The sequence below is a fragment of the Geodermatophilus sp. SYSU D00867 genome (genome assembly GCF_054050315.1).
The window spans coordinates 67,143-90,349 of the sequence record NZ_JBJGZC010000004.1 but is presented as its reverse complement, the minus strand read 5'-3'; the positions used below and the strand labels follow the sequence as shown (position 1 = coordinate 90,349).

Here is a 23,207-nt window from a genome sequence, read left to right as displayed (position 1 = left end):
CCGTGCCCTACCGCTACGATCTGGCCCGCCGACTCGAGCCCATCCGCCCCGCGGGCGACCTCGACCGCGGCTTCCGCGCTGAGATCGCCGACCCCCTGTGGTTCCTCGGCCGGCAGTGGCAACTGGGCGAACACCGGGGCGAGGACGCAGCCTCCCCCGTGCAGGTGCGCGTGCAGGCCTCCCACGTGCCGATCGACCCCTACGACGGCGACCCGGCCATGGACCCGCGGCTGGTGCCGGCCGAGGCGATCGTCGAGTCCGAGCCCGGCGAGTGGTGGACACCGGGCCGGCGGGTGCGGGTCGGCCTGACCGCCGCCGCCCACCTGAGCGAGCAACAACGGGCCGACGCGTCGCTGCACCTACCGCCGTTGCCGCCGCCCTACGACCGGCTCCCGGCCGGCGCGCTGGACGGCCGCGCCCTCCACCAGCGGCGGGCGGAGCTGGGCCTGCCCGCCGCGCCGTTCGCCGACGTGCCCCCCACCGAGCCCGCCGACCTGTGGGACCCGGCCGAGCTGGTCCACACCGCGGCCTTCACGGCCGGGGCCGGCGCGGTCACCCTGCACCTGCCCCGCCACGACGGCGGCGACGTGGACTGGTGGTCGGTGTCGGCCGACGCCCCGCTCCCCCCTCCCGCCCCTCCGCCCGAGCCGGTGTTCCTGATCCCGGGGCGCCTCAGGTATCCGGGGGCGCCCCATCCCCGGTGGTGGCAGATCGAGGACGCCCGGGTGGACGTGGGCGGCTTCCCGCCCGACCGCACCCATCTGGCCACCATGCTGCTCATCGACCTCATCGCCTCCCACGGCGACGACTGGTTCACGTTCCCCCTGCCGACCTCCAGCGGCAGCGTGGTCACCCTGCACGAGGTCACCGTGGTCGACGCCTTCGACGGCGAGACCACCCTCACCACACCGGCGACGTGGGGCCTGTTCCGGGTGCACGGCCTCGCCGAGACCTCGCTGGTGGTGTGGCCCACGGTGGCCACCCCCCTCACCGGGCCGGTGCTCGACGACGTGCTCGTGGGCATCGACGAGGACGCCAATCTCCTTTGGGCTGTGGAGCGCCGCGCCGGAGGCCGGGACCTGGCTCCTCCACCGCTGCCTGCTGCGCCGCCCGTGGTTGGCGAGGTTGTCGGCAGCGCGCGCACCCGCTACGGCTACCGGCCCAGCAGCCCCCTGCCCCGCTACTGGCACCCCTACCTCATCGAGGAAGTCGATGGCCGCCGGCGGTTCGTGCAGGGCAGCCTGGTCGACCTGGAGCAGCGGCCGCCCGAGCCCATGCCCGAACCCGTCAGCCCCCTCCTCCGCGACCACGACGCCCCCCACACGGCGCCCGTACACCAGATCGAGCCGGCCGCCGTGCCCACCACCGGGCTCCGCCTCGAGCGCCGCTACATGCTCGCCCGTCGCACCGACGGCCTGCCGGTCCTGTGGTCCCAGCGACGACGGGCCTTCCTCCTCGCCCCCTCCCCGTCCCAGCTGAGGTTCGACGTGGTGGTGTCCATCCCGGAGACCACGGGACCCGCCGGGTGACGGAGATCCCGTCGTACCACCCAGCGACCGCTGGCCGTGCCGCCCATGAGTGGTCCGCCCCCGAGCAGTTGGGTACCTGAGCGGCATCCGGCGTGACCGTGCGAGTCGGTGCTCGGCCATCGGCCCTGCGGCTGGCTCCCGGCGGTCTGCCCCACCGCCTCCAGGCAGATGCCGACCTGAATGTGCCCGCCAGGGACGGCAGCGTCGTCCGATCCGATACTTCGCTGACCGACGCCCACCGGGCGCAGATCCCCTCTCGGCTACCGCTGTGCCCGCCCGCGGCCCGGCGAGCGGTGGTTGATCCCGGGCGTGCTGCGTATGGGCTGCGCGTGGGGGCTGTGCCGCGGCCCCAGGATGCCCCTCGCGGGCAATACACCAAGCGCTGCCCGAAAGGGTCCGGAGCTGGTGGTCAACGACGCCCAGCCGGCCAGGCTGAGACACCGCGTCCGTCGGTCCGAGCGCCGCGAGCGGGAAGGCGATCGGTAGCCGAGTCTGCGTTCGCGGACGGTGCCAGTGCCTCGGCCACGGACGCACGAGGACATCGTCGGTTAGGTGAACTGCCCGCCCAGATCGGTCCAGCCGGGGCTCCACTGAGCGCCGTTCCAGTACCGATGGAACATGCCGCGCCCCTGCCCCAGGCCCACCACGTCCAGGCGGTCCGGACCCCAGCTGCTGATCGCCGGTGGAGCGCTGAATACCCCGCCCAGGTCGGTCCAGCCGCTCCACTGCCGACCGTCCCACGACTGGTGGAACAAGCTCCGGCCCAGACCGAGGGCGACGACGTCGAGCCGGTCCGGCCCCCAACTGGCCACCGCCGGCGGGCTGGTGAACGGCCCGCCCAGATCGGTCCAGCCGCTCCACTGAGCGCCGTCCCACGACTGGTGGAACATGCTCCGGCGGCTGTGGAGAGCCACGAGGTCGAGGCGGTCGACATCGCGGCTGACCATGGCCGCCGCCCGGGTCGCCCAGATCCCCCCAGGCGCCGAACCACTGCGTGCCGTTCTTGTAGGTGTGGAACAGCCGGTCGCTGTCGCCGTCAGCCGCGATGGCGCCGGCGTCCAACATGTCCGAGGCCTGGGCCAGCCCCACGACATCGACACGTCCCGGCCCCCAGGAGGCGGCGGCGACCGGGCTACGGAGGACCCCGCCGACCTCGGCCCAGCCGCCGCTCCACTGCTGACCGTCCCAGGTCTCGTTGAACAGGCCGGCGGCCAACCCCAGCCCGAGGATTTCCAGGCGGTCGGCGCCGGGGGTAGCGATCGTTGCCCCGGCTTCGCCTCGGACGTCGCGGAGTCGGGGCCGGTCCGCCGTAGCGCCCCCCCGGCAGCGGTTCGAGGCCGTGGTGCTTCGTGAACTGATTGCTGAAGACGCTAGATTGTCCGCTTAGTTCAGTCAGCGTGGCGCCAGCCGGTCAGTCGGGTGCCGTAAGAAGCGGCCGTATGGGCGGCGGTCAGCTCGTTGATCTGCCCCCAGTGCAGACGTCCGCCCACACCCGAGGCCACGTTCTGCAGGAACGTGAACCACTCCTCATTGCCCGAAAGATGGCGGACGGAGGATATCTCAATTGCCACCGCGAGGGAGCTGGGGAAGCCATGCATGGACAGCAATCCTGTGGAGGTGCGGGACCAGCGCAACGCGATGTAGCCTGCCTGCCGATAGTTCAGCGCAAGCTCGAGCGCGATGCGCAGGAAATCGCTGCACCCCTGCTGCATTGCGTCAAAGACAGGCTCGATCGAGTCGGCGCGGTAGCATGGCTGATCGTTCTCCGCCATGGATCCGGTTACGACATCGTGGTACGGCCCGATTCGGCCCTGTATTGATGTCGTGTACCGCTCGAGAAACACGCCGGCGGTCGCTTCTGGGATTGCCGAGCCGCCAGCCTTCGTCTCCCAGAGGGCATCGAGGACGTAAGCCATCATCCGTCCAGCTGTCATCGCTGGACTTTGAGCCAACAGCGACCGCAGTGCTGGCTCAATCTCATCTGCGGCGGCGCTGGCGATGTGATTTCTTGGGAAAGGCTGCGAGCGCAACCTTCTCAACGTGTCATTCAATAGGCCCTCAGCACCCAAGTCGCACAAACTGTTGACGTACGGGACCATATTGAAGTCCCCACCCGCTGTCTGCCAGCGGCGACGGACCCAGGCGTAGGTGGGGTTGTTCGAGTCGAAGACCACTTCGAGACCCCCGGGATTCGCCGGATCGACCACCTGAAGGAAGGCAGCCGGAGGAGGCAACAGATCGAGCAGCGGCTTCACTGGCTCTCCCAGCGCGCGGCCCGCCGTCAACGCGCCGATCACCAGGTCCCGAGGCTGAATCACGGTCCATTCCGCCACCCGAAAGGCAGGGACCACGCGGAGCACACAGGAGTAGAGGACCCCAAAACGCCCGAGTCCGACCTGTACAGCAGAGAAGACCGCGTCGTCGCGGACAATCTCAAGGTCCCGGCAACGAAGGGCCACCGCAAGTTGGGCATCGTCGGTGACAGGGTCCGATGCGCGCTCTACCCAAACTTCGCGGCCGCCATCGGTCACAAAGTGAAACGCGGCCACTAGGTCGCACATGGGCGGCTGGCCCACATCCCCGCCGTGAGTGCCAGTCGAGATAGCCCCGGCCAGCGTCTGCCCATTGGCGCCACCAAGAGCGGGCAGCGCAAGGCCAATCTGGGACAACTCCTGGTTCAGGTGATAAATCCGTATGCCGGCTTCCTGGTGAACCAGGTGGGTAGTCACGCGGGCAAATTGCCCGCGGTTCTGATCGGTCGGCAAAGCGAAAACGTCGAGCAGTCGGCGGCTCAAGTTGGTGATCGAGACCGTCCAGTCCGACGAGTAGGCCACACCCTCCTGAGACCAACCATTGCCGACGACCGTCAACTGGTGGCCCTCGTCGGTCGCCCGGCTGACGACATGCACTAGGTCTCGGAGGCTGGTCGGCTCGAAACGCCGTCCAATCTGACCCGCCACGCGACCGGATCAGTTTTGCCAGTTGTACGCAACCAGTTCGTCACCGCTGTACGTCCGGGATCGGCACACCATCATGAATCCCCTTCGCGGATTAGTCCGCCACAACCCGCAGCAGGGCCTCACCTGGGACCCTGCGGCGCAAATCGGCCCATAAGGTCGCGCCCGCGTCGCATGAGATCCCAGTGGTGCAGAGCGGTCGTACCGCGCCGGCCGTGGCTGACCGCCGGACGTCAAGGACGGCCACCGCGGGAACGGGTCGGATGCCCGGCCTGTGGTGCGCCTCGGCAATGGGCACAGGTGACGCCGGGATTCCTGACCCGAGCACGGCGGCGAACTCGACCGACCAGGTGCTCGTCCCGGACATCATCACTCCCTGGGGCCATGAAGCCCTCGCGAGCGACCGCGTGCAGGTTCGACGAACTTCGCATCACCAGCAAGGGCTTCGAAGGGTCGCGACGACTCCGGGATCGTGCGGGCGGTAGGCGCGTCCGCTCCCGACCTCGGTTCTACCGGTCCGCCGTCACCAGAACGTCACCGGCATGTCACCTGGTACCGCCCCAGCCGTCGTCGCCGGCCAGGAGGACGGCGCTACGAGGGCATCACCGTGACCTCACTGCGGGGGCGAGCCCACCGGAGGTCCCGAGCCAGGTTCGGCCGCGGCAAGCCAGCGACGAGTCGGGTGATCTGTTCGCTCGGCCGCACACCCATCTCCTTCTCAAGGACGATCCGGAACTGCTCGTACGTCCGCAACGCCTCGGCCGCATTCCCCTCCGCCAGGTGCACGCGGATCACCACACGGTGAGCGCTCTCCCGCAGCGGCTCGGCGCGCACCGCCGCATAGGCAGCCTGCAGCGCATCGCCGTACCGCCCGGCCACGGCCAACCGTGCGGCGGCGTCCTCCAGCGCGTGCATCCGCAGCTGCCGCAGCCGCTCCCGCTCGAGGAGGACCCAATCGTCGTACCAGCCGGGCAGCAGCTCGCCGCGCAGTCCGACGTCGGGGACGTCGACGTCGGTCAAGCAGCTGGCCGGATCCCGAACCCGCCGCGCCCAGTCCCCGAGCTCCTGCACGTCCACCCGGACGCCGCAGACCAGCGAGAGGATGCTGCCGGATGCGTGCACCAGCCCGGGAGCCATCCGTTGCAGGCGCCACAGAGCCGACCGCAGGCTGCCATGGGCGTGTTCCTCTGGGACGTCGGGCCACAAGTGGCCGGCGATGGTGGCCCGCAGTGGTCGCCCGGACAGGCATACGTGCGCCACCAGGCGTTGGACGCCCCGCGGGAGGTCGTCGACCGGCCTCTGACCGGGTCCTTCGCCGAAGTGTATGGAGAACCCGTCGAGCAGTGAAATCCGTGGGCTCGAATCGACAGGCACGGTGGAACACCCCCTGGGGCACCTTCTGGCTGAGGGGCGATGAGGTACAGGCCTCGGAGCGAAAATGCTCCGCGGCCTCGCCTCATGTCAATCCGTTGTCGTTCCGTAACGGAGGAAGTGATCGAGCCAGTGACTGACCGCATCGACGACCTCACGGGGCGACGACGTGAGGGTGAGGGTGCGGTCCTCCTCCGATGTGTCGAGCCCGACCTCCGTCACACGGGCCCGGAACCGGTCGATTCCGCCCTCGAGCCAGATCCGGACGAGGAGTGCAGCGCTTCGTTCGTCGGTCACGGCAGCCTTTCGCACTGGCCGGTCACGCAGCGTGAGACTGCATGCGGAGGACGACACTCCTCCGCGTTGCCAACCGGGGAGCTCATGCTCCCCCGTGACGATGCGTGAGTGCACTCCCCTGACCTGATGAAGTCACTGACGCCTCGGGGTGACCGGAGCGCACGCCCGCCGGCTTCCTCCCAACCGGGTCGCGTCTCGACCCGGGCGGTCATCGGCCGCGACTCGATGGACAGGCCCTTCGCCCAGGACGAGGACCGGGCCGCAGCACCCCAGGACGTCCGTCGATGACGGGGTGTAGGCCGCCATCGCCGGGCTGCGGGCCGGCCGGACGCTGCTTGAGGTCGATCAGCATGACGGGCGGCGAGCCATACTCGGGGCGCGGCACTGCTTTCCACGGAGTGTTCCACGTAGGGGCGGTCGTCTGAGCGACAGCCCAGCCCAGTCCGAGAGTCGAAACGCGCGCCACCTTCAACGACACCGACTGGACTGCCGTGACAGGACGGTCGCAAGCCCATAGCCCCGAGGAGTTGTTCCAGGACCAGGCGGGTCAGGCCGATCTCATCGGCTGCGGCGGCGTCATGACTGTTCGCAGAACAAGAGCAGTCATGGAGCACGAGGACGCAGGCATGCTGAAGCAGGCTGAGGTGGATGACGTGATGGCCTCCTACCCGGGGGCCCAGCGTCGTTCAAAGGCTCTTAGCCAGGCGAAGCCGCGCTCGACCACCGAACGTGGCGGCCGACCCCGAAACTCAACCCTAGGGAGGCGTGCCGCGCCGGAGCACGTTGATACTAGGAGCGGTCGAGCATCCAGTCAGGCGCTTGGTCCTTCGCAATCAGTCCCACGACGAAGTACCCGAAGAATCCAACAGCCAGGCCGATCGCATAGCAGGCGAAGATTCTCGTGTCGTCCTGGAAGAGAGTGGTGACGGCAGCTCCACCTACTGCGCCGAAAACTGTCGCGATGTCGGACAGGGAAACGGCTTCGGTGTTGCGCCTAAGCGTGCGGTAGGTCACCCACCCGATGACCAACCCGAAAGCAATCGCACCTATGACCTCAAGCATGTGGCTCCCCTTCTCACCTCGCGAGCGTGTCGAGTCTGAGATCCGCCACGCAATATGGCGTGTAGGCAAGCCCCAGTGGATTACCGATCTCGAGCAGGCGTCTGCGACCGGCCCGCACCAGCTCGCCGACGGAATTTCCGGTGGTCAACGTGGAGAGAAAGTCGATCGCGAACCGACTGGCCAGCTTCTCGGGGATCGTGATCTCCACACCGATGACCCCGGATGCCCGGCTGAAGGCCAAGGCATCGAGGAAGGACGCCAGGTCGTCAGGGGTGACGTCGACCGTCTCGCATCCGTTGATGAACACGAGGGGGTGCGTGCCCGCCCACCGCACCCTCCACGTGACTAGGTCGGAGGGCAGCAGTCGTTGCTTGTGCCCCACGCCCAGCCAGACGTCGGTCTTCTCCCGGCCACCGTGACAGTAGAAGTAGACGACGTGGAGATCCGGCCGCTTCAACACCGTCCCGATCTGGAAGCGGTCACTGCGGACCGCGGTGTCGTATGAGCGGATGGCTTCGACGTCGGCCTGGTGGTTGCGCAGCTGACGCAGGTCCTCGCTGACCGCCATCAGCATGTTCGTGCCATGGGGGGCGGCAATAACCCTGGGCACATCCTGGACGACGGGTGAAGCGGCGTCCTTGACGGCCCCGCGAGACCGCCGCTGAGTGCTCAGCGGCTGCTCAACGACATGCCGAAAGCCCCAGAAGCCCGAGGGGCAGATTACGTTCGGGTCGTCAGCGCTGGAGCAGCGCGTCGTGAAGCACGTGAGCCGGTCGACCCACCCCGCGGGGCCACCACGGATGATGCCACGCTGGAACTCCTCGCATAGTGTGTTCCTGGGATCGGACGTGAGCGGCTGGTCGTAGATGAGTGCCCAGGGAAACGCCCGGGTGGCTGACGCGGTAACAGCGATTTGAATCGTCGTGGGCCGGCGAAGGCGCTCCTCCAACTCGTCCTGAAACTCCCAGTCCTTGCCGACAACCATGTCGGCGTACAGGGTCCACCCAAGCCGCGCAAGCGCCCTGATCTCGTCCAAGACGGCATCGGGACGGCCTCTGTTGTCCGGCTCGAAGCGGTATCGGTCTGGGGTGCCATCGCGTTTGAACGTCGAACAGATGGCCTGGAGTGCCTCCCTGGCCGCCCTGGCCTTCGACCCCATCTCGTTGTCCGACAGGTTGAGGCTGCGCGGCTCGCCGGCGCCCACTACACCTATCGTGTGACTCCCCGAAGGATCGTCGTTGACGACGATGCTCAAGGCTCGAGGCTCCAAGTCGTCGACGTGGTCGAGGCTCCCGCTCAGAACAAAGTCCGTCACCGCATCCTGAACTCCGGGCATTCCCTCCGACTCAGCAACGGTGACCGTGATGCGCAGGGACTGGAGAAGCTGGTGCTTGTGGTAGAGGCACAAGCGCGCCGTCGACTGGCCAAGTCGTGACGGAGTGGTGACGGGGATTCTCAGGACGTCACTCTCGCCAGGAGGGGGCGGCAGCAGCAACGTGTGCTGGGTCGACTCCGCTTGGAGGTCGCGGCTGAACACGACGACGGTGATGTCGACGCCCTCGCCGGGTTCGAAGGGCAGGGGGTCGTCGGGGAAACCGGCAGGTGAACGGTTGATGCTCTGTGACAGCGCGAGCCCGATATGAACCGCGAGGAAGTAGCGGCGTGAGGCCATGAGCGCGTGCGTGGAGGGTACGTTCCTGTCGTCATCGGCGAACCAGACGTTGACCACGCGCTGGGTGTGCGATAGTTCTGGCAAGGCTGCGCGCATATCCGTAAGGCCTGTCGCCGCGTCGGTTAGCGGCACCCACGCGCCCGATTCTCGACCGTAGTCCAGCGTCATGCCGCGCCAGGCGTCGAGGTCCTCGACTGCCCGTGCCACGTCCCCAAGGCGATGGACGTCCTGGTCAGGAAGGATGCCCCGTTCAGCAGCGAAGCGCCCTCGCGCTTCAAGCCGGGTCAGCAACCGGCCCGCTGCCGTGTGGTAGTCGCTTAGGTCGGCGAAGAGCGACGGCAGGGATGAGGAGATTCGGATCTGATGCTCGCCGCCGTGATGACGCAGCAGCGCCGCGTAGCCCCCCGCTCTCTGCCGCGCCGCGATCACGCTGTCGAGGTCGATGTCGTGCACCACGTCCAAATAGATCTGCTGGGCCTCCGATGGCTCTTCGGTAGGTGCCGTCGACAGGACCACGATCGAAGGGCCATCCATCCGCAGCGCGCGATGGGCCAGATCCAGGGCGGGCCCGGGGTCCGGCCCGCTCACCTCAAGGATGAGCAACCGCGCGGCGGGTTCGACAGTCAACGTCGCCAGAGCTCGGTGGTCAAGTGGCGGGCCATAAGCACACAGCAGAACCCCCTGCCCGTCGCGCCACTCGGCGGCGCCACGAAGGTGGACGACGTCAAAGGCGGCTCCGGCGCAGATCCTCATCAGCACATCCACCGTGGCCGGAGCAGTACGGGTGACTCGGAAGTAGCGCATGGCTCCGGGGTCGGCCGGGACCGGTTGGTCCTCGTTTACGCGCAGCGAGCCGAACAGCAGATCAACGGGCAGGTCCACCGGGACGAGGGCACGGGCTGCGTCACCCTCGGCGATGCGCACCACGGGTCGATCCCGCAAAGACGGCTCGAAACGGAGCCCCTCCCACTGAGCCGCGAAGAGGGCCGGCTCCCGGACATCGACCAGCACTGCGCCTTCAGGTCCGCCGTGCGCGGCTTCCTCCACGACCATTCGAAAAGGACCCGCAGACAATGCGCTTCGAAGCTCATTGACGGCGATGGCTGGATCGAGGTCGATCGCCGTGACCGCGCTGAAACCTTCGTACTCCACTACCGCCGTCGTGGACGACGCCAACGGCAGCGCAGGCTCAATTCGAATCGTCAACATGCTACAACTCGCACGAGCAGCGGCCATGCTGACATCGCTGTCACCATTCCCTCACAACGGCCGTCACCGACTGCCTTCAGGCGTCCACGTGCTGCTCTCGTCGTGAGAATAGGCGGCATCATCGAGCCAGTGCGGCTGAACGGGTGGGCAGCGGACTTCTCGTCATCCTGTGGATGCCCCCCGCCCTGTGCCAGGGCCACCGACGGCAACGACACGGAGAGAGGGCCCGTCTGCCCTGCTCCTTTGACGGGCGTCTTGTCCGTCGGCAACCTGACCATGTCCAGATTCCCCTTTCATCCCACATACGCCGGTGAGACGGATACCGCTGGCCCCCCTTGGCCCGAAACCCAGAACAACCCCGTCGGCTGCCACCGCCTCATCGCCGTCCTACACACGGTCCGAGCGACGCGGCGCCTCGCGCGGACACCTTCCAGACGTACGAGTTGTGGACTTAACCCATGCAACCGTCCGTGCGTCACCGGAGCGTCACCAGAACGTCACCGCCTAGCCTGCATGACTGATCTCAAGGGGGTTCTATTTCGGCGTAGTCTGATGCGCTGAGCGCTGAGGCAATCGAAAGGCACAACTTCTACGCGATCAGATGCATCTGGCTACGACGCTGACAACTTCGGTTTGCCTTGAACGCGGAAGAACCTCCGAGTGCGGTGTGGCTTGTCGAAGGCCCACTCCGCGCCCGGAGGTTCTCGCGTCTCACGCTGATCTCCGCACGACCATGCTCGGCCGCAGACTGACCGTCTCCGGATGGCGGGCCAATGTGCGGCCGCCGCACATCACTGGAGCCTCCATCACACCCTGGCGGATGGCTGGCCTTTGCCCGCCTGTTCGCAAACGAGTCAGCCCGCCGCAAGGTACTGCCGGCCTGGCTGCACGAGTACAACCATCACGGGCCCCACACCGCGATCGGATGTCACCCGCCGATCACGTGCCTGAACCGCCTCGCGGGTCAGTACACCTCGAAGTGCGTCGCGACATTGTGCGGTGTCCCGCAAGCGAGGCTGGCTTGACCAGACGACCAAAGGCGCCCGCCCTACTTCTTGAGCCCGGTGACGCAGTGGTGACGCGTCGGTGACGGTCCAACGCTTAGGTCCTCCATACGACCTGAGTTCCCGCGTGAACGGACAGGCCTGACGAACGACGCCCCTGGGGGCTGATGCGGTGAAAAAGCTTGAAATCCGCCACGAAACGGCATTGCCCATGCGCGAGATCTCCGCGTTGGCACTCCGCGCCGGGCCGGGGGGCCACAGCCACCTTCTCGCGGTCAGTGACGAGGACTGGGCGGTCATCTCGGTGGAGCTGGAAGAGGGTGGCGAACCCGGACGCACGTGGCGGCAGGACCTGTACCTGACCCTGCGCGACACCCCGGTCGACGTCCAGTCGAAGTCCGGTTTTGAAGGCGTCGCGGCCGACGGCGAAGGCTCGATTCTCCTACTACAGGAGGAGAAGCATCGCCTGCTCGTGCTGTCGGCCGACCTGTTACGGCTGCTGCAAACGATCGTGCTCGCCGCGCCGACCGACGACGAGCCCGACCTCGGCGTCACCTGGCCTGGCGAGCCAAACGCGGGTGGCGAGGGGCTCGTACTACTCCAGCAAGGGCACGTCGTGATCGCCAAACAACGGGACGAGCCCTGCCTCATCGAGTTCGGTCCTCAAGGCCACTCACCATTGGGCATCGGCACGGACACGGTTCTCGCTCCCGGACAGCGCTTCGAGCGGTTGGACGCGAGCGAGTGTGAGTTCATCCCCCTCGCCGCGTGGCCACTGGGTAAAGACACGGAGCATGCACTGCCGACCATCAATGATCTCGCCCTGGGCCCCGATGGCTGCATGTACGCCCTCAGCTCACACGCTCACATGCTCACACGTTTCGAGCGGCGATTGAAGCGTGGCGAGCGGGCCCGAGCTGTGGACATGTGGTCGATCGGGAACGGGATCCCGGGCGGAGAAAAGGCGCGTCCTGAGGGCCTCACCATTCTTCCCGATGGCCGACCACTCGTCGGCATCGATTCCAAGCGTGCTGGTAACAACCTGTTGGTCCTTCAGCGGCTCGACAGCGATGAAGCTTGAGACGCCAATGGGTGAGCGGAGTTCACGACTGGGACAGCCGGCCGCGTCAACACGTCAGCGTGGGTCCGGATGCAGGATGTTCTAGACGCGCCTAGAAATCGTTGCCGAGCCATTGCGGAGCTGTCCGGCGCTGTCAGATGGAGACTCCCGTCGCGGCTGCTCGAGAATGCCTTCGACTACCGCACATCGGTGAGCCCTCTCCCGCTCTGGTCGCTCGTCCGTATACAGCACACGGACAATGGTGGGCGCGGTACTCCGCCTCGACCCGCACGGAAAGGATGTCCGCCGCTGCGGCCATAACATGCGCGCACCGTGGTCCCGCTCATCCCGCCTGCGGACACCTGGACCGCCCGACTCCGGCTCGCTCCCACCGAACCTCGCCAGTACACCAGCACCACCCACGCCATCGTGGCCGACGGAACCAATGAGCCCCGGTACGACCTCAGCATCCCGCGGCAGAACGGCCAGGTGCGCCTCGACGTCGGAGACTTCCCGATCGCCTTCCTGCCCCTCCGCGGGGATCAGGCGGTCCTGAACTTGTGCTCGGTCCACGCGGCATTCCAGCCGGGCGATCCGCATGCGGCGCCCGCGCGGCTTGAACTGGACGCCGACCACCGGTCCGTCGCGTTGACCCAGCCCGTTTCAGCGGCGGACGGAACGCTCATCCTTGAATTTCGGCCGCTAGACGGCGCACCGCAGCTGCGGCTTACACCGCCCCCGGCAATGTTCCGGATCGTATCACTGGCGTCGCTGCAGGGATATGACCCCCAGCAGGTTGTCGTGAGTGCGCTCTTCCTCGACTCCGACGACCGGATCCCGCTCGACCTGGTGCCGGAGAGACGCACCGACGCCCCCGGCTCGGTGACCACCGTCCTGCTCACGCCGGTGCAGCCGCACGTGATCTGGCGCTACGTATCGACGTCCCCTTTCCAGGCTATCGCTGGCGGTTCCACCACAGCACCGTGCACCAGCCATGGTTGGAGATATGCACCTCCAGCGAGGCCTTGACCCTGACAGCAAACACCCCAGGAGAGGACCGGGAGTTCCGAGATCGCGATCCGACCTTATGACTTTTGCTGAGCTGGCCCATCGACCGGCGCACCGCTGCCCGGGAGCGGGCGCACTCGATCGGCGTGGAGTCGACCACCCACACGTCATCGGCCCACAGGCTGGTGTCGGTGGCCAGGGCGCGGATCAGCCAGGTCACGGTGCCGGCCAGCCGCCGTAGCCGCTTGTTGTCGCCGGGCTGCTGAGGCAGGTAGGGACAACAGCGGATGCAGCTGCTGGTCGGCGAAGCGCAGCCAGCGGGCCTCGCTGGTGAACCCCAGCAGTGCCTGCAGCACCGCCAGGGTCACTAGTTCGGCGTCGCTGATCCCGGGGGGGGGGGGGCGATGCCCCCTGGCGGCCGCCACGGCCGGCGCTGCGGCGCGGCCTTCAGCAGGTCGTCGGTGCGGGCATACAGCGCCGTCGCGAGGGTGTCCAGGTCGGCGTCCACGAGGGCCTCCCGGCCCGACGTTGGGTTAGCAACGCCAAGCCTGAGCACCCTCGCCCGTGATCACACCGGGCGCCGCCCCGACCCCTTGAAATCAGCCATCTAGGTCACGGAACGGCATGAAGCAGTCACGTGCGCAAGCGACGCTCGTGCTCGATGTGCAGTGACCCTCGAAGACGCAGAGCTCCCTTGACGCGGAGGCGCCAACGCAGTCACCTAACTGCAGCCCCTACGTCGCGGAACTCGGCCTGCATGTGACTTGCTGGCTGCGGGGGCCGCCATAGCGCACCCTTCTACCGAAGCCATTGAGAGCTCGGGACATACACCGAAGTCGAGGCAACGATGCTGTACAGCGCAGAAGTTCGCTGGTTCTTCGATCCGTCCGACGCCGACTCCCTGCAGGGGGAGCTGCGAGAATGGTTCAACCAAGGGTCGCAGAGACAATCAGAGCTCGAAAACGAAAAGATCAGTATCTGGTCTTTCCTGGATGCGAGGCCGTAGGCGTCAAGATGCGCGACTTCGATGACCCAAAGGGGGGCAAGTTTGAGGTCAAGGCTGCATTAGGGGCCGCTGAAGTGTTGTCTGTTGGGCCTCAAGCACGCGGCCGGGCGGACACGTGGGTTAAGTGGTCCTTAGCGACCGACAACTTCAAGCCCTGGGTCGCGGCCATCACGAGTGGAGAAGGCGCAGAGAAGACCTGGGTGGAGGTGCACAAGGAACGCCTACTACGGAAGTTCAGCCTTGACGCCGGTCTACTCGAAGTGTCGCTGAACGCCCGCCCGATAGAAGGGTGCATCGTTGAGCTCGTCTCACTGCATGTTGACGGGTCGCGCTGGGTTACATTTGGATTTGAATAATTCGGTCAAAGATTCACTGTGCGAAACAACTTGCGAGAGGTCGCGGCGAGCTGGTTCTAGCTAGGCGCCCCAGTGGCTCTTGCCGTGGCGAACTCCGTAGCGTATCCTACACGGGCAGGGGGCTTCATTGATCACTGATTCATGCAGCGGTTGCCAGGAGCGAGTTGGGTAGCTATTCCACTGGACCTCGTCCGCTCCCAAGGCCCACCGCTAAGGGGACTGTCGACCGCGACGACGCTGCGGTAGCGGATCGATCGGGCTGCTCCCACCGCCCAGACCCCGCCGCCACCGCTATTAGGTCGCCAACTGATCGACGGCCGGACCGCGCCGGCTAGAATCATCGTCGTGCTCAGGTAAAAAGCGGATTACGCGGCCAGAACATGTCGTGCCATTTCACCTTGCCGTCGACGACGTCGGTGAGGCCTACGCCCTGACTGCTCAGCTCGTACGGCCGCTGCTCGCCGCCGCGGGCGGTGAAGGTATGACCCCTGGCGGTGCCGCTGGATCTCCAGACAGTGATGACCGTCTCCTCTTCAACGATCATCCTATCCACAGTGAAGCGGAGATTATCGAAAAGGACTCGGTACTGCCTCAGATGCTCCTCGAAGGCTTCGACTCCGTGGAGGAATTCAAGCCCACGGCGAAGATCGTCGTTCTTTGACCCGTAGTTTTCGTGAATGATGTCACTAACTGCCGCCACATCCGCAGAGTTCCATCCCTCCTCGAAGAAGCGACGGACAACAGCCTTTTCGACGTCGTTTGTCGCCATGGCGCGCTCCTTGATTACGGTGCCGGGCCCGCGAATTACGCTGCTGACCAGCACCTCGGTCACGCTGCTCGCTCCGGTCCCGGACGGCTGGGCTCATTGCTGCGCATCCGCTAACTCGAGGGGGGAAGGATCATCCGTGACCGCCTCAATACTGTCACCGCGTCTTCGCCGTATCGGGACTTGACCGGCCGACAGGCCCGGCCTTCTCGAGCCGGGTGGCCACCGTCGTGGGGAAGATGCACCTGGTGACCCAGGCTGAGCTGGCTCCTAGGTCCGCGTAACCACCGCAGTGCATTTTCCACAACGTCGCGTTGACGCCATCGCGCCGCAGGCTGGGCTGCAATTTTCGGCGCTGCCGCCTGCCGCCCGCCGCGACGACTACGGCTGGCTTGCCTCGTATATTCTGAGCGCTCGCTGCGAGTGCCCTCGGCGCACCCGAAACGTCTGTTGCACCCGCGGGTCAGTCCTCGGCAGCTTCATTCCTCCCTCAAGAATTGAGCCGGGCACCTCAAAGCTGTACACGACCTCGTCGCTCGCGTCGTCCACATGTACGCCCGGGTTATTTAGCACCTCGTGCACTCGCGCGTAGCTGGACTGCATCTCCTGGACCAGATAGTCGACCTGCGCCTCCATGTTGAAGAGCACGTCCGCGCCGAGCACCTGACCTTGGTAGAAGTGCTGGAACAGGCCGGCCCGACGTCCGGAGGACGTCCACTGCGCCAGGCCCACCCCCGGCAGCGCCGGACCGAGGCCTGCGGACCGGTCGCGGGTCATGATCTCCTCCGCCGTGAAGTCGACCTTGTCGCCGCCGAAGTCGCGGGCCCGCATCGGAGTCGCGGCGGAGCTGCCTTCGATGCGCTGTGGCAGGATGCCGGATTCGGCCCAGAGGTTGCCGACGATGCCGGCAGCGCCGGCTACCGGGTAGCCGTACTGCTCGACCAGGAGCGCCATGACGTATCGCATGCGCTCGTCACCGTCCACGGCGGCCCAGTCCTCACCTGACGGCACCGGCGTCTCGTCCGGGAGAAGCGACCTGTCGTCCTCTGGCTCTGCCACCCCGAGCGCGTCCCAGGTTGTCGGGCCGACGACGCCGTCCACCTCGAGCCCCGAGCTCTCCTGGAAGTCGAGCACCGCCTGCTCCGTAGAGTCGCCGAAATCGCCATCCATTGGGCCAGGGTCGATCCCTGCGTCCAGGAGCGCGGCTTGCAGCCGTCGCACCCACTCGCCGGTGGCACCCCGCCGCAGGCTAGGTGGCGCACTCATGAGAAGCTGCTCCTTCCCGTCTACGGCACCTTGAGCACCTGACCGACGAAAATCTGGTCAGGACGCGCGATGTTGTTCGCGCGCTGGATGACCCCGTACTTTTCCGGATCGCCGTAGAAGTGCATGGCGATCTTCCGCAGCGTGTCCCCTGCCTGCACGCGATAGGTGCGCGGGCTCGAGCCGCCGACGTCGGGTGAGCCCGGCACCTTGAGCACCTGACCGACGAAAATCTGGTCAGGACGCGCGATGTTGTTCGCGCGCTGGATGACGCCGTACTTTTCCGGGTCGCCGTAGAAGTATGTGGCGATCTTCCGCAGCGTGTCCCCCGCCTGCACGCGATAGGTGCGCGGGCTCGAGCCGCCGTCCTCGGGTAGGGGCGGTGTCCCGCCGGAGGACTGCGGCGGCAGCGGAGGCAGCTTCTGGAGGACCCAGCCGACGATCTGCAGCCCCGGCTGGGCGACGTCCCCGGATCCGACGCTGGGCATCACCTCGAAGGGCCCCCAGCTCATCGCGTTCGTCAGTGCCTGGCGGTCCGCGTCGGACCAGGAGGCCTGGATGGACAGCTTGCGCACTGCCAGGAAGGCCAGCGGGAGGAGGGTCAGGCTTCCCGGCCGTCCGGACTGGTTCGCCGAGCCCTGTTCCTTGCCGGGGATTACCCAGTTGTCCGCGTTCAGGAAGGACGTGTTCAGCCACCGCTGGTTCAAATTCACCAGGCAGTATTCGAATGAGAGCTGCACCTCGGACGTCGTCACCTCGACCGTTGGGGCGTCGGCGAGCAGGTCTTCTTTGAATCGCAGTCGGTCGAGTACGTCGAACTGGACGAGCCCGCGCCTCCTCAGCAGTTGCAGTGAGTCCTCCCCCCGCTGCCCGCGGTGGTCCCGCACCCTGGGCGACGTCCGGTGGTCCCGCACACTAGGCAGGTTTCGGACCAGCTCTTCCAGCCGCTGGTCGGAGGGCAGCTCCCGCCACTCGACTGAGGGCGTCGACGACGGCTGGTCCTCGCCCCGCACCGTGAACGAGTGAGACGTCCACACCTCGTTGCTGGCAAGGTCGTACCAGTCAGCCGGCGTGAAATCCGTCAGGTGGTAGCCGAGAGGTACCCCCGACACGGAGGTCATCTCCGCGTTTTCCAGCAGGTTGAGTGCATCCGCCTTCATCGACGAGAAGGCCTGGATCAGCGCCTCCCGATGGTGCGTGTCCGTCCCCGCGGGGAGGTGTGGTTGCGCCGGTTTCAGCAGCACCTCCTCATAAATGGCGTCGATGGTATCGGCGAGGAAGTTCACGCTCGTTCCGTCGCCGACCTCGGCCGGGAGGCGATTGGCGAAGTCCGATATCTTCTCCCGGGCGACCGCGGCGCTGAACGGGCTGCTCGGGTCCAGGGGATTCGCCCGGAAGTCGTCCTGCGACATCTTTGAGCCGAACTTGTCGAACCGGAATACGACTGACCTGGAGTCCGAGGAGCCGAACCGACTCAGGAAGAAGTCGTTCAGTGTCTTGAACAGCGCGTCCATCGAGAGTGCCATGGAGCAGCCCTCCTTCCTGAGCCGGATCGACAGGGAACCGCCGCGCTCAGCCGTTGTCCTCTGTGTCGTCGTCGGTGCGGTCGCCTACTGCATGTGGTCGCGACTGGCCACCTTCGGCGAGGCAGGCATGATCTGCGAGACGTAGCCAACCAGCTGGATGCCCTTGGTCGTGAGCCCCTCGCTCTCCCGATCCGTGGAAGCGTCGAGGCGGTAGTTCTTGCTGCTGTAGCTGCCGCTGACGGCGAAGGGGCCCCAGCCCACGGATGCACCCGCCCCGAGGCTCGAGGTCTGCTCATCCCACTGGCTCTTCCAACTGTCCCATTTGATGCGGAGATCCTTGATCAGGATCAGTCCCGTGATCATCGAGGGAAGGAAAACTAGCTCGGTGCCGTCCTGAGGGAGATGCTGTCCCATCGTTCCGTCGGAGACGCAGTGCGCCGGATAGTCGCCGTACAAGAACCAGTTGCTCAGGCCAAGGAGCGTTGGCTTGACCACCGCACTCTGGACGTCGGCGATCATATAATCGAAAGAGATCTCCAGGTTATCGGTCTGGAAGTTCATCGCTTTTCGCTGCTTGTCGTATCCGAAATTCCCACCGACCTTCCAGAATCCGAGGCTGAATCCGGCGCTAGCTTGGATGCTCGTGCTTGAACGGGTGACGTGGGTCTCGCTGTGGAAGTCGGTCTTGGTGTAGCTGTTCCACCCGCGGTCGTCCCGCTCGTCCGCCCAGTTAGCTGGCAGGACCGTCGTGATCGGCAACTGACCGACCCCCGGGAAGTCGAACAGGTTCTGCTCCAGGTCGCGCTTCGCCTTCGAGATGAGGGCCATCGCCGGATCCCTGCCTTGGGCAGCGAGAATGTCGAGGGCCCCCTCGATCGCTTCCTTGCGGCCAAGTGCGCGCCACCGATCCAGCGCCTTATCGAGCTTCCTGCGCAGGAGGTTGCCGGTCGTGGGCCATGCCTCGATCTTGTCGGGGTTGGTCGAGGCGTCCGCCCACGCGAGGTAGTAATCTTCCTGAGCCTCGTCGTAGGCGTCGGAGTACTCCAGGTACTTCTCGTACGCACGCGTCGGCTCACTCTCCTCATCCATCAGCAGCGCCTCGGCATCCGAGACCGCCTCCTTGATCTCCGGGGAGAGCTCCAGGTTGCCTGGGATCCCCTGGGCGCCGGTGACGATCGCCCACCAGGTGTCGAAAACCGTGCTCGCTCCTGGCATGACCGTGTAGCGGTTACTCATCTGCAGCTTGACATTTGTGATCATGTGGGTGTTGAGGAACGCCCTCATTTCCCGATTGATCTCCGCAAGCTGCAGGTCCTCGTAGACCTTTTCCGGGTCGAGCCCGGCCTGCTTGGCGCCACTGCCCTTGACGTCCTTCGGGTCGGTGTTCTCCGGGAAGGAGACCTGTGCCTTTCGATTCGGGTGGAACGGGTCGATGAAGTCCTCCCTCCGGATGGGAAGACCAATGTCCCGGAACGCCACGAAGTACCCCTCCTGCTGCTGGGAGGTCTCTGGGTCGAGTCCCGTGGCCTTGAGCTCGAGGTCCTTGAGGATCTTGAAAGGATCAGTCATGGGAAGTGTCCTCCATCTCCGGGATTACGGGAACGTTCTCTTGCGATTTACGAGGGGTGTTGCGCTCACATAGCTTTGGAGCCGCATACTTATGGAATGACCCGCGACAGCAACCGCAGTCGACGCCTCAGGATTCGGGGCGCGTCGCCTCCAAGGCCGTCAGTGCTGCCTCTACCTTCTCCTTGTGACCAAACGACACCCAACGGTCGTAGGCGGCGCGGACCTCCTTGTCGAGCGCCATGCCGTGGATTGGCCAGAGCCTCAGCAGATCGGGCTGCTGCTGCGCCTCCGTTAGCGCCTTTTCGTAACGGCGCTTTGCCTCGCGAAAAGCCGCCTGATGTTCCAGGTACGCCTTGTATTCTGCGGTGGGGTTGCCGTCACTTCCACGCAACAGCATCTCTGCACTCGATCTCGAGTTATCCAAGGGGCTCACCGCCGTTGCAGGCCAACGCAAATGGGTTCCGTGATGGACCAGGAGAAATCAGTCGGTCCCGTACTTCAGGCGCGTGCACGGGTCGACTCTGAGTGAACGTATACGGGCGTCGTATGGGTGGGGCACAGTGTTGGGGGGTTCTCCGGTAAAGGTCGCTTCGATCCTGCCGATGACAGGACCGTTGGCGATGAAGCAGACCCAGAGCGAGGACGCCCTTAGCAGGTCCGTGTTTGGGATGGAGGTCGGCGTCTCACGACCCCGAGCATGGGGAGGCGGCGTCACCGCGCCGTCACGGCTGTGTCACCACCCCACCGGTCCGCCGCCCAGCTCAGGCGTGTCTCCCAAACGGTCGCTCGGTGAGGGTCGATCGTCGCTCGATGGCGCGGTCAGGCATGCTGTCTGACGCGGTCTGGGCTCGGCTGGAGCCGTTGTTGCCCAGCTCGGACGGGATGCGTGGGGCGGCCGTTTCGAAATCGGGCAAAGAGCCCTCCACACCGCTGCCCGCAAGCTCACCAGCGCTCCGATGGCCGTCGTCGAGACGCCGCGCAACGCAGAGGGCCGCGGGTAGCCCGGACAACACCCGGCCAACGAGATTCGCCACGGGCGCTACCGACACCGCGGCATCGTGAGCCGGATCAGAACCAGTGCCGCGTTGGCGACGTTCCCCCGAAGGCAGTTCGTCGGCAACACTCCGGCGGTGGCGGATGACCCGATGGGTGAGGCAGCGAATCACACCGACGCGGAGGACGCTCGTCTGACCGCCGGGCTACGAACCGCTACGCCTGAGGCGCGTGCTCGACTCCGGACTGCGCTGCGGGCAGTTCGTCGAACGCGACAACCGCTGGCCGAGTGGCGTGGTGGGCAACAAGGCGCTGATGGCGCCATCCATTTCCCGTTCCCGGTCTACCACCCGGCGGTGGACAGGCTCGTGTCAGCCCTCTACCAAGTGCACGCCGTCGTCCCCTTCGACTGGATGCATTGGGACGGCGCTCGCCGCTACCCGCGTGCGGAGGACGTGTCCAATGCGCCCGTGGCGGATGCGGTGCGCTTGGTGACAGCCATCGTCCGTGGCGAGCGGTTCTGCGACGGGACCATCGCCGCGGCGCTCGAGGACGGTCGGCTGCCGGCCGCCGCGCAACGGGTCCTCGACGACGCACGTGCCGGGGACGACAGCACACGCGCCGGTGAGCAGTCCCCCGCATTGCCGCAGGGGTCGACCAGACACTTCATCGCCGTGCCCCCCGAGCCCACCTCCGGAGGAGGTCCGGGACATCGCGGATCGGCTCTTCGACGCGCTGCAGGAGGACCGCGCCAGACATCTGCGCGGGAAGGACGCCGAGCGCGACTGAGCACGGAGACCGCAGGGTCCCAGGATGAACCGCCCCGGGTGCAGAGGGCCGCGCACACACCGCGCCGAGGAGTCCCTGGCCGTCGGCCCGGTGACCGAGATGTCTGGCTCGTCCCCGACAGCCCATCTTGCTGAGCTGGATCGCCCGTGCCGGTCACCGCAGCCTCCCTCGAGCCACGCCCGGCGCTCGCCCGGCGCACTTACCGAAGGCCGTGGTCAGTGGCGAGTGAGTCGACGGCCTGCACGAACACGAGCCGCGCCTGCGAGGACGTGGCCGGCGCGGCACCGGACATGCTGAGCTCGAGCGCTCGGCGCAGCGGGTGCGGCGACCCGGCGACGGCCTCGTTCCGCGCGAGCAGCCGGGTGACCTCTTGAGCCGTCGGGAGCCGGTCGCTCTTGGCGAGGTTGCACGGCGCGCAGGCGACGACGAGGTTCCAGACGCCGTTGAGATCGGGCCCGCGCCAGACACCGGTCGTCATCAGCGAGAACGGGTAGACGTGGTCGACGTGCACCGCTGCAGCGGCCAGCGTGACGGGGTCGGTGCAGTAGAAGCACCGGCCGTGCTGGAAGCCGATCAGTCCCTCGCGGACGCCGGCCAGGGCGATCCGGCGCGTCGGGGTCAGGAACACGTCCCCGGCGGCGGAGACGGTGACCCCCGAGCGCACCAGGCCGCGGCCCACCTCGGCGTCGAAGCATGCCTCGACGATCGACCACCGCGCCTCCAGCTCCGAGCGCAGCAGGTCCTCGTGTCCGGCGACGGCCAGGAGCTCCGGTGTCAGCACGATCCGCCGGGCACCCCCGCGCCCCTGCAGCGCGTAGAACCGGTGCCCCACCTCCCCGGCGCCGCGCAGGTTGTGGAACTTCCGCATCACCATCTGCGGCATCGACGCCACGGCGGCGTCGAGCAGCCGCTCGGTCGGGCGGCCGTCCCGCAGGGACGCCGGCGACTCCTCCCGCAGCACGGTGAGGAAGTCCGACTCCCCGATGACCGACGCCGCCGGCCCCTGGGGGTAGCGCTGCGCGTGGAGGGCGAGCTGCATCGCGTAGGGGGCGGCCAGCTCGGTCAGCGAGACGTCCTCCCGTCCCTGCCCGGCCAGGTCGAGAAGCGCGCTGCCGAGCGCGAACTTGTACGTCCGGGAGTTCGCGCCCATGAGGACGGCCATCCGCCACGACGTCACGGCCGTCGGTTCGGTTCGGTAGAACTGCACGACCGAAGTGAAACCGAGGGGAGCACCAAACGTGGGCAAGCTGGTCCGTGACCTGATCCCCGCCCTCATCGAGCGCAGCGGCAGGACACCCCGGGTGCGTCCGCTCGGCGAGGATGAGTACGTCGAGGCGCTGCACGCCAAACTCCTCGAGGAAGCCGAGGAGCTGCGGACCGCGGACAGCGGCTCGCGGCTGGAGGAGGCCGCCGACGTCTACGAGGTCCTGCTCGCCATCGCCCGGACCCTGGACGTGGACATGGCCACGGTGGCGGCCGCCGCCGACGCCAAGCGCGCCGAGCGCGGCGGCTTCGAGCGACGCCTGTGGCTGGAGCTCTGACCCGGGCCACATCGGACGTATCCGGAGGACGACGGGCAAGCGACGCGAAGACCTCGAGCGCCACGGGCACCGCCATAGCCGACCTGACCGAGGAGGGCGGCGGGGCGCCCACGAGGTCGTGCGGACAGGTGACCGGGGCGGCCGTGGCACGGCTCGGTCGACCTCGGTCACGGCTCGGAGGGTCGTTCCGCTGGCGGTGGTCCCCCGCAGCGGCACGTCGGGCACACTG

The 23,207-nt window shown here is 66.7% G+C and carries 17 protein-coding genes and 2 pseudogenes; 6 read left to right on the top strand and 13 right to left on the bottom strand.

Features of this window, described 5'->3' with window-relative positions; all coding sequences use genetic code 11:
• Window positions 1–2: 2 nt before the first annotated feature.
• On the top strand, window positions 3–1,529 hold the full coding sequence (locus ACI8AK_RS05255) for a hypothetical protein (RefSeq protein WP_456955350.1): 1,527 nt from the start codon (window positions 3–5) through the stop codon (window positions 1,527–1,529).
• 548 nt (window positions 1,530–2,077) lie between these two features.
• Here the strand turns inward: ACI8AK_RS05255 and ACI8AK_RS05250 are convergent.
• The 6 genes from ACI8AK_RS05250 to ACI8AK_RS05225 all read right to left on the bottom strand — a co-directional run bounded on the left by ACI8AK_RS05250 (window position 2,078) and on the right by ACI8AK_RS05225 (window position 10,097).
• Window positions 2,078–2,476 (bottom strand): hypothetical protein, encoded by a 399-nt coding sequence (locus ACI8AK_RS05250; protein WP_456955348.1) that lies wholly within the window; start codon window positions 2,474–2,476, stop codon window positions 2,078–2,080.
• Between the two features lie 441 nt (window positions 2,477–2,917).
• A complete protein-coding gene (locus ACI8AK_RS05245) occupies window positions 2,918–4,489 on the bottom strand; it encodes an FAD-binding protein (RefSeq protein WP_456955347.1) in 1,572 nt (523 codons plus the stop codon).
• Between the two features lie 588 nt (window positions 4,490–5,077).
• Window positions 5,078–5,623, bottom strand: coding sequence for an AfsR/SARP family transcriptional regulator (locus ACI8AK_RS05240; protein ID WP_456955345.1), 546 nt, complete (start codon window positions 5,621–5,623; stop codon window positions 5,078–5,080).
• Window positions 5,624–5,947: 324 nt separating this feature from the next.
• Complete coding sequence (locus ACI8AK_RS05235) at window positions 5,948–6,154, bottom strand: hypothetical protein (protein WP_456955343.1); 207 nt, start codon at window positions 6,152–6,154, stop codon at window positions 5,948–5,950.
• A gap of 789 nt (window positions 6,155–6,943) precedes the next feature.
• Entirely contained in the window at window positions 6,944–7,216 is a 273-nt protein-coding gene (locus ACI8AK_RS05230; protein WP_456955341.1) for a hypothetical protein, read from the bottom strand.
• A 13-nt stretch (window positions 7,217–7,229) separates the two neighbouring features.
• Entirely contained in the window at window positions 7,230–10,097 is a 2,868-nt protein-coding gene (locus ACI8AK_RS05225) for a CHAT domain-containing protein (protein WP_456955340.1), read from the bottom strand.
• Window positions 10,098–10,901: 804 nt separating this feature from the next.
• On the opposite strand from ACI8AK_RS05225, the pseudogene ACI8AK_RS05220 reads away from it, so the two are divergent.
• From ACI8AK_RS05220 to ACI8AK_RS05210, 3 genes and pseudogenes are all read left to right on the top strand, one after another.
• Window positions 10,902–11,122: pseudogene (locus ACI8AK_RS05220) on the top strand (integrase core domain-containing protein); the annotation flags it as partial.
• Between the two features lie 151 nt (window positions 11,123–11,273).
• The gene (locus tag ACI8AK_RS05215) at window positions 11,274–12,182 is read left to right on the top strand and encodes a hypothetical protein (protein ID WP_456955338.1); all 909 of its coding nucleotides are present in this window, start codon (window positions 11,274–11,276) and stop codon (window positions 12,180–12,182) included.
• 312 nt (window positions 12,183–12,494) lie between these two features.
• Entirely contained in the window at window positions 12,495–13,190 is a 696-nt protein-coding gene (locus ACI8AK_RS05210) for a hypothetical protein (protein WP_456955336.1), read from the top strand.
• 82 nt (window positions 13,191–13,272) lie between these two features.
• Here the strand turns inward: ACI8AK_RS05210 and ACI8AK_RS05205 are convergent.
• The 6 genes and pseudogenes from ACI8AK_RS05205 to ACI8AK_RS05180 form a co-directional block, all read right to left on the bottom strand.
• Window positions 13,273–13,677, bottom strand: a pseudogene (locus ACI8AK_RS05205) (IS982 family transposase); the annotation flags it as partial.
• A 1,203-nt stretch (window positions 13,678–14,880) separates the two neighbouring features.
• The gene (locus ACI8AK_RS05200) at window positions 14,881–15,363 is read right to left on the bottom strand and encodes an ester cyclase (RefSeq protein WP_456955334.1); all 483 of its coding nucleotides are present in this window, start codon (window positions 15,361–15,363) and stop codon (window positions 14,881–14,883) included.
• 315 nt (window positions 15,364–15,678) lie between these two features.
• Window positions 15,679–16,563, bottom strand: a complete 885-nt coding sequence (locus ACI8AK_RS05195) for a phage tail tip lysozyme (RefSeq protein WP_456955332.1) — start codon at window positions 16,561–16,563, stop codon at window positions 15,679–15,681.
• A 20-nt stretch (window positions 16,564–16,583) separates the two neighbouring features.
• Window positions 16,584–18,086, bottom strand: a complete 1,503-nt coding sequence (locus ACI8AK_RS05190) for a LysM peptidoglycan-binding domain-containing protein (RefSeq protein WP_456955330.1) — start codon at window positions 18,084–18,086, stop codon at window positions 16,584–16,586.
• A gap of 84 nt (window positions 18,087–18,170) precedes the next feature.
• Window positions 18,171–19,655, bottom strand: a complete 1,485-nt coding sequence (locus tag ACI8AK_RS05185; protein WP_456955329.1) for a hypothetical protein — start codon at window positions 19,653–19,655, stop codon at window positions 18,171–18,173.
• 127 nt (window positions 19,656–19,782) lie between these two features.
• Window positions 19,783–20,052, bottom strand: coding sequence for a hypothetical protein (locus tag ACI8AK_RS05180; protein WP_456955327.1), 270 nt, complete (start codon window positions 20,050–20,052; stop codon window positions 19,783–19,785).
• Window positions 20,053–20,800: 748 nt separating this feature from the next.
• Here ACI8AK_RS05180 and ACI8AK_RS05175 point away from each other — a divergent pair.
• Complete coding sequence (locus ACI8AK_RS05175; RefSeq protein ID WP_456955456.1) at window positions 20,801–21,571, top strand: DUF6508 domain-containing protein; 771 nt, start codon at window positions 20,801–20,803, stop codon at window positions 21,569–21,571.
• Between the two features lie 65 nt (window positions 21,572–21,636).
• Here the strand turns inward: ACI8AK_RS05175 and ACI8AK_RS05170 are convergent, their stop codons facing one another.
• Window positions 21,637–22,644 carry an HNH endonuclease gene (locus tag ACI8AK_RS05170; protein WP_456955326.1) on the bottom strand — a complete coding sequence of 336 codons (1,008 nt, stop codon included), beginning with the start codon at window positions 22,642–22,644 and terminating at the stop codon, window positions 21,637–21,639.
• 31 nt (window positions 22,645–22,675) lie between these two features.
• On the opposite strand from ACI8AK_RS05170, the gene ACI8AK_RS05165 reads away from it, so the two are divergent.
• Window positions 22,676–22,978: a nucleoside triphosphate pyrophosphohydrolase gene (locus ACI8AK_RS05165; RefSeq protein ID WP_456955325.1), complete on the top strand. Its 303-nt coding sequence runs from the start codon at window positions 22,676–22,678 to the stop codon at window positions 22,976–22,978.
• Window positions 22,979–23,207 lie beyond the last annotated feature (229 nt).

What these genes read in the sequence shown, in the direction of transcription:
- ACI8AK_RS05250 (WP_456955348.1), bottom strand. Translation starts at nt 2,476, where the DNA reads ATGGTCAGCCGCGATGTCGACCGCCTCGACCTCGTGGCTCTCCACAGC.
- ACI8AK_RS05240 (WP_456955345.1), bottom strand. Translation starts at nt 5,623, where the DNA reads ATGGCTCCCGGGCTGGTGCACGCATCCGGCAGCATCCTCTCGCTGGTC.
- ACI8AK_RS05230 (WP_456955341.1), bottom strand. Translation starts at nt 7,216, where the DNA reads ATGCTTGAGGTCATAGGTGCGATTGCTTTCGGGTTGGTCATCGGGTGG.
- ACI8AK_RS05225 (WP_456955340.1), bottom strand. Translation starts at nt 10,097, where the DNA reads ATGTTGACGATTCGAATTGAGCCTGCGCTGCCGTTGGCGTCGTCCACG.
- ACI8AK_RS05195 (WP_456955332.1), bottom strand. Translation starts at nt 16,563, where the DNA reads ATGAGTGCGCCACCTAGCCTGCGGCGGGGTGCCACCGGCGAGTGGGTG.
- ACI8AK_RS05190 (WP_456955330.1), bottom strand. Translation starts at nt 18,086, where the DNA reads ATGGCACTCTCGATGGACGCGCTGTTCAAGACACTGAACGACTTCTTC.
- ACI8AK_RS05185 (WP_456955329.1), bottom strand. Translation starts at nt 19,655, where the DNA reads ATGACTGATCCTTTCAAGATCCTCAAGGACCTCGAGCTCAAGGCCACG.
- ACI8AK_RS05180 (WP_456955327.1), bottom strand. Translation starts at nt 20,052, where the DNA reads ATGCTGTTGCGTGGAAGTGACGGCAACCCCACCGCAGAATACAAGGCG.
- ACI8AK_RS05175 (WP_456955456.1), top strand. Translation starts at nt 20,801, where the DNA reads ATGGGTGAGGCAGCGAATCACACCGACGCGGAGGACGCTCGTCTGACC.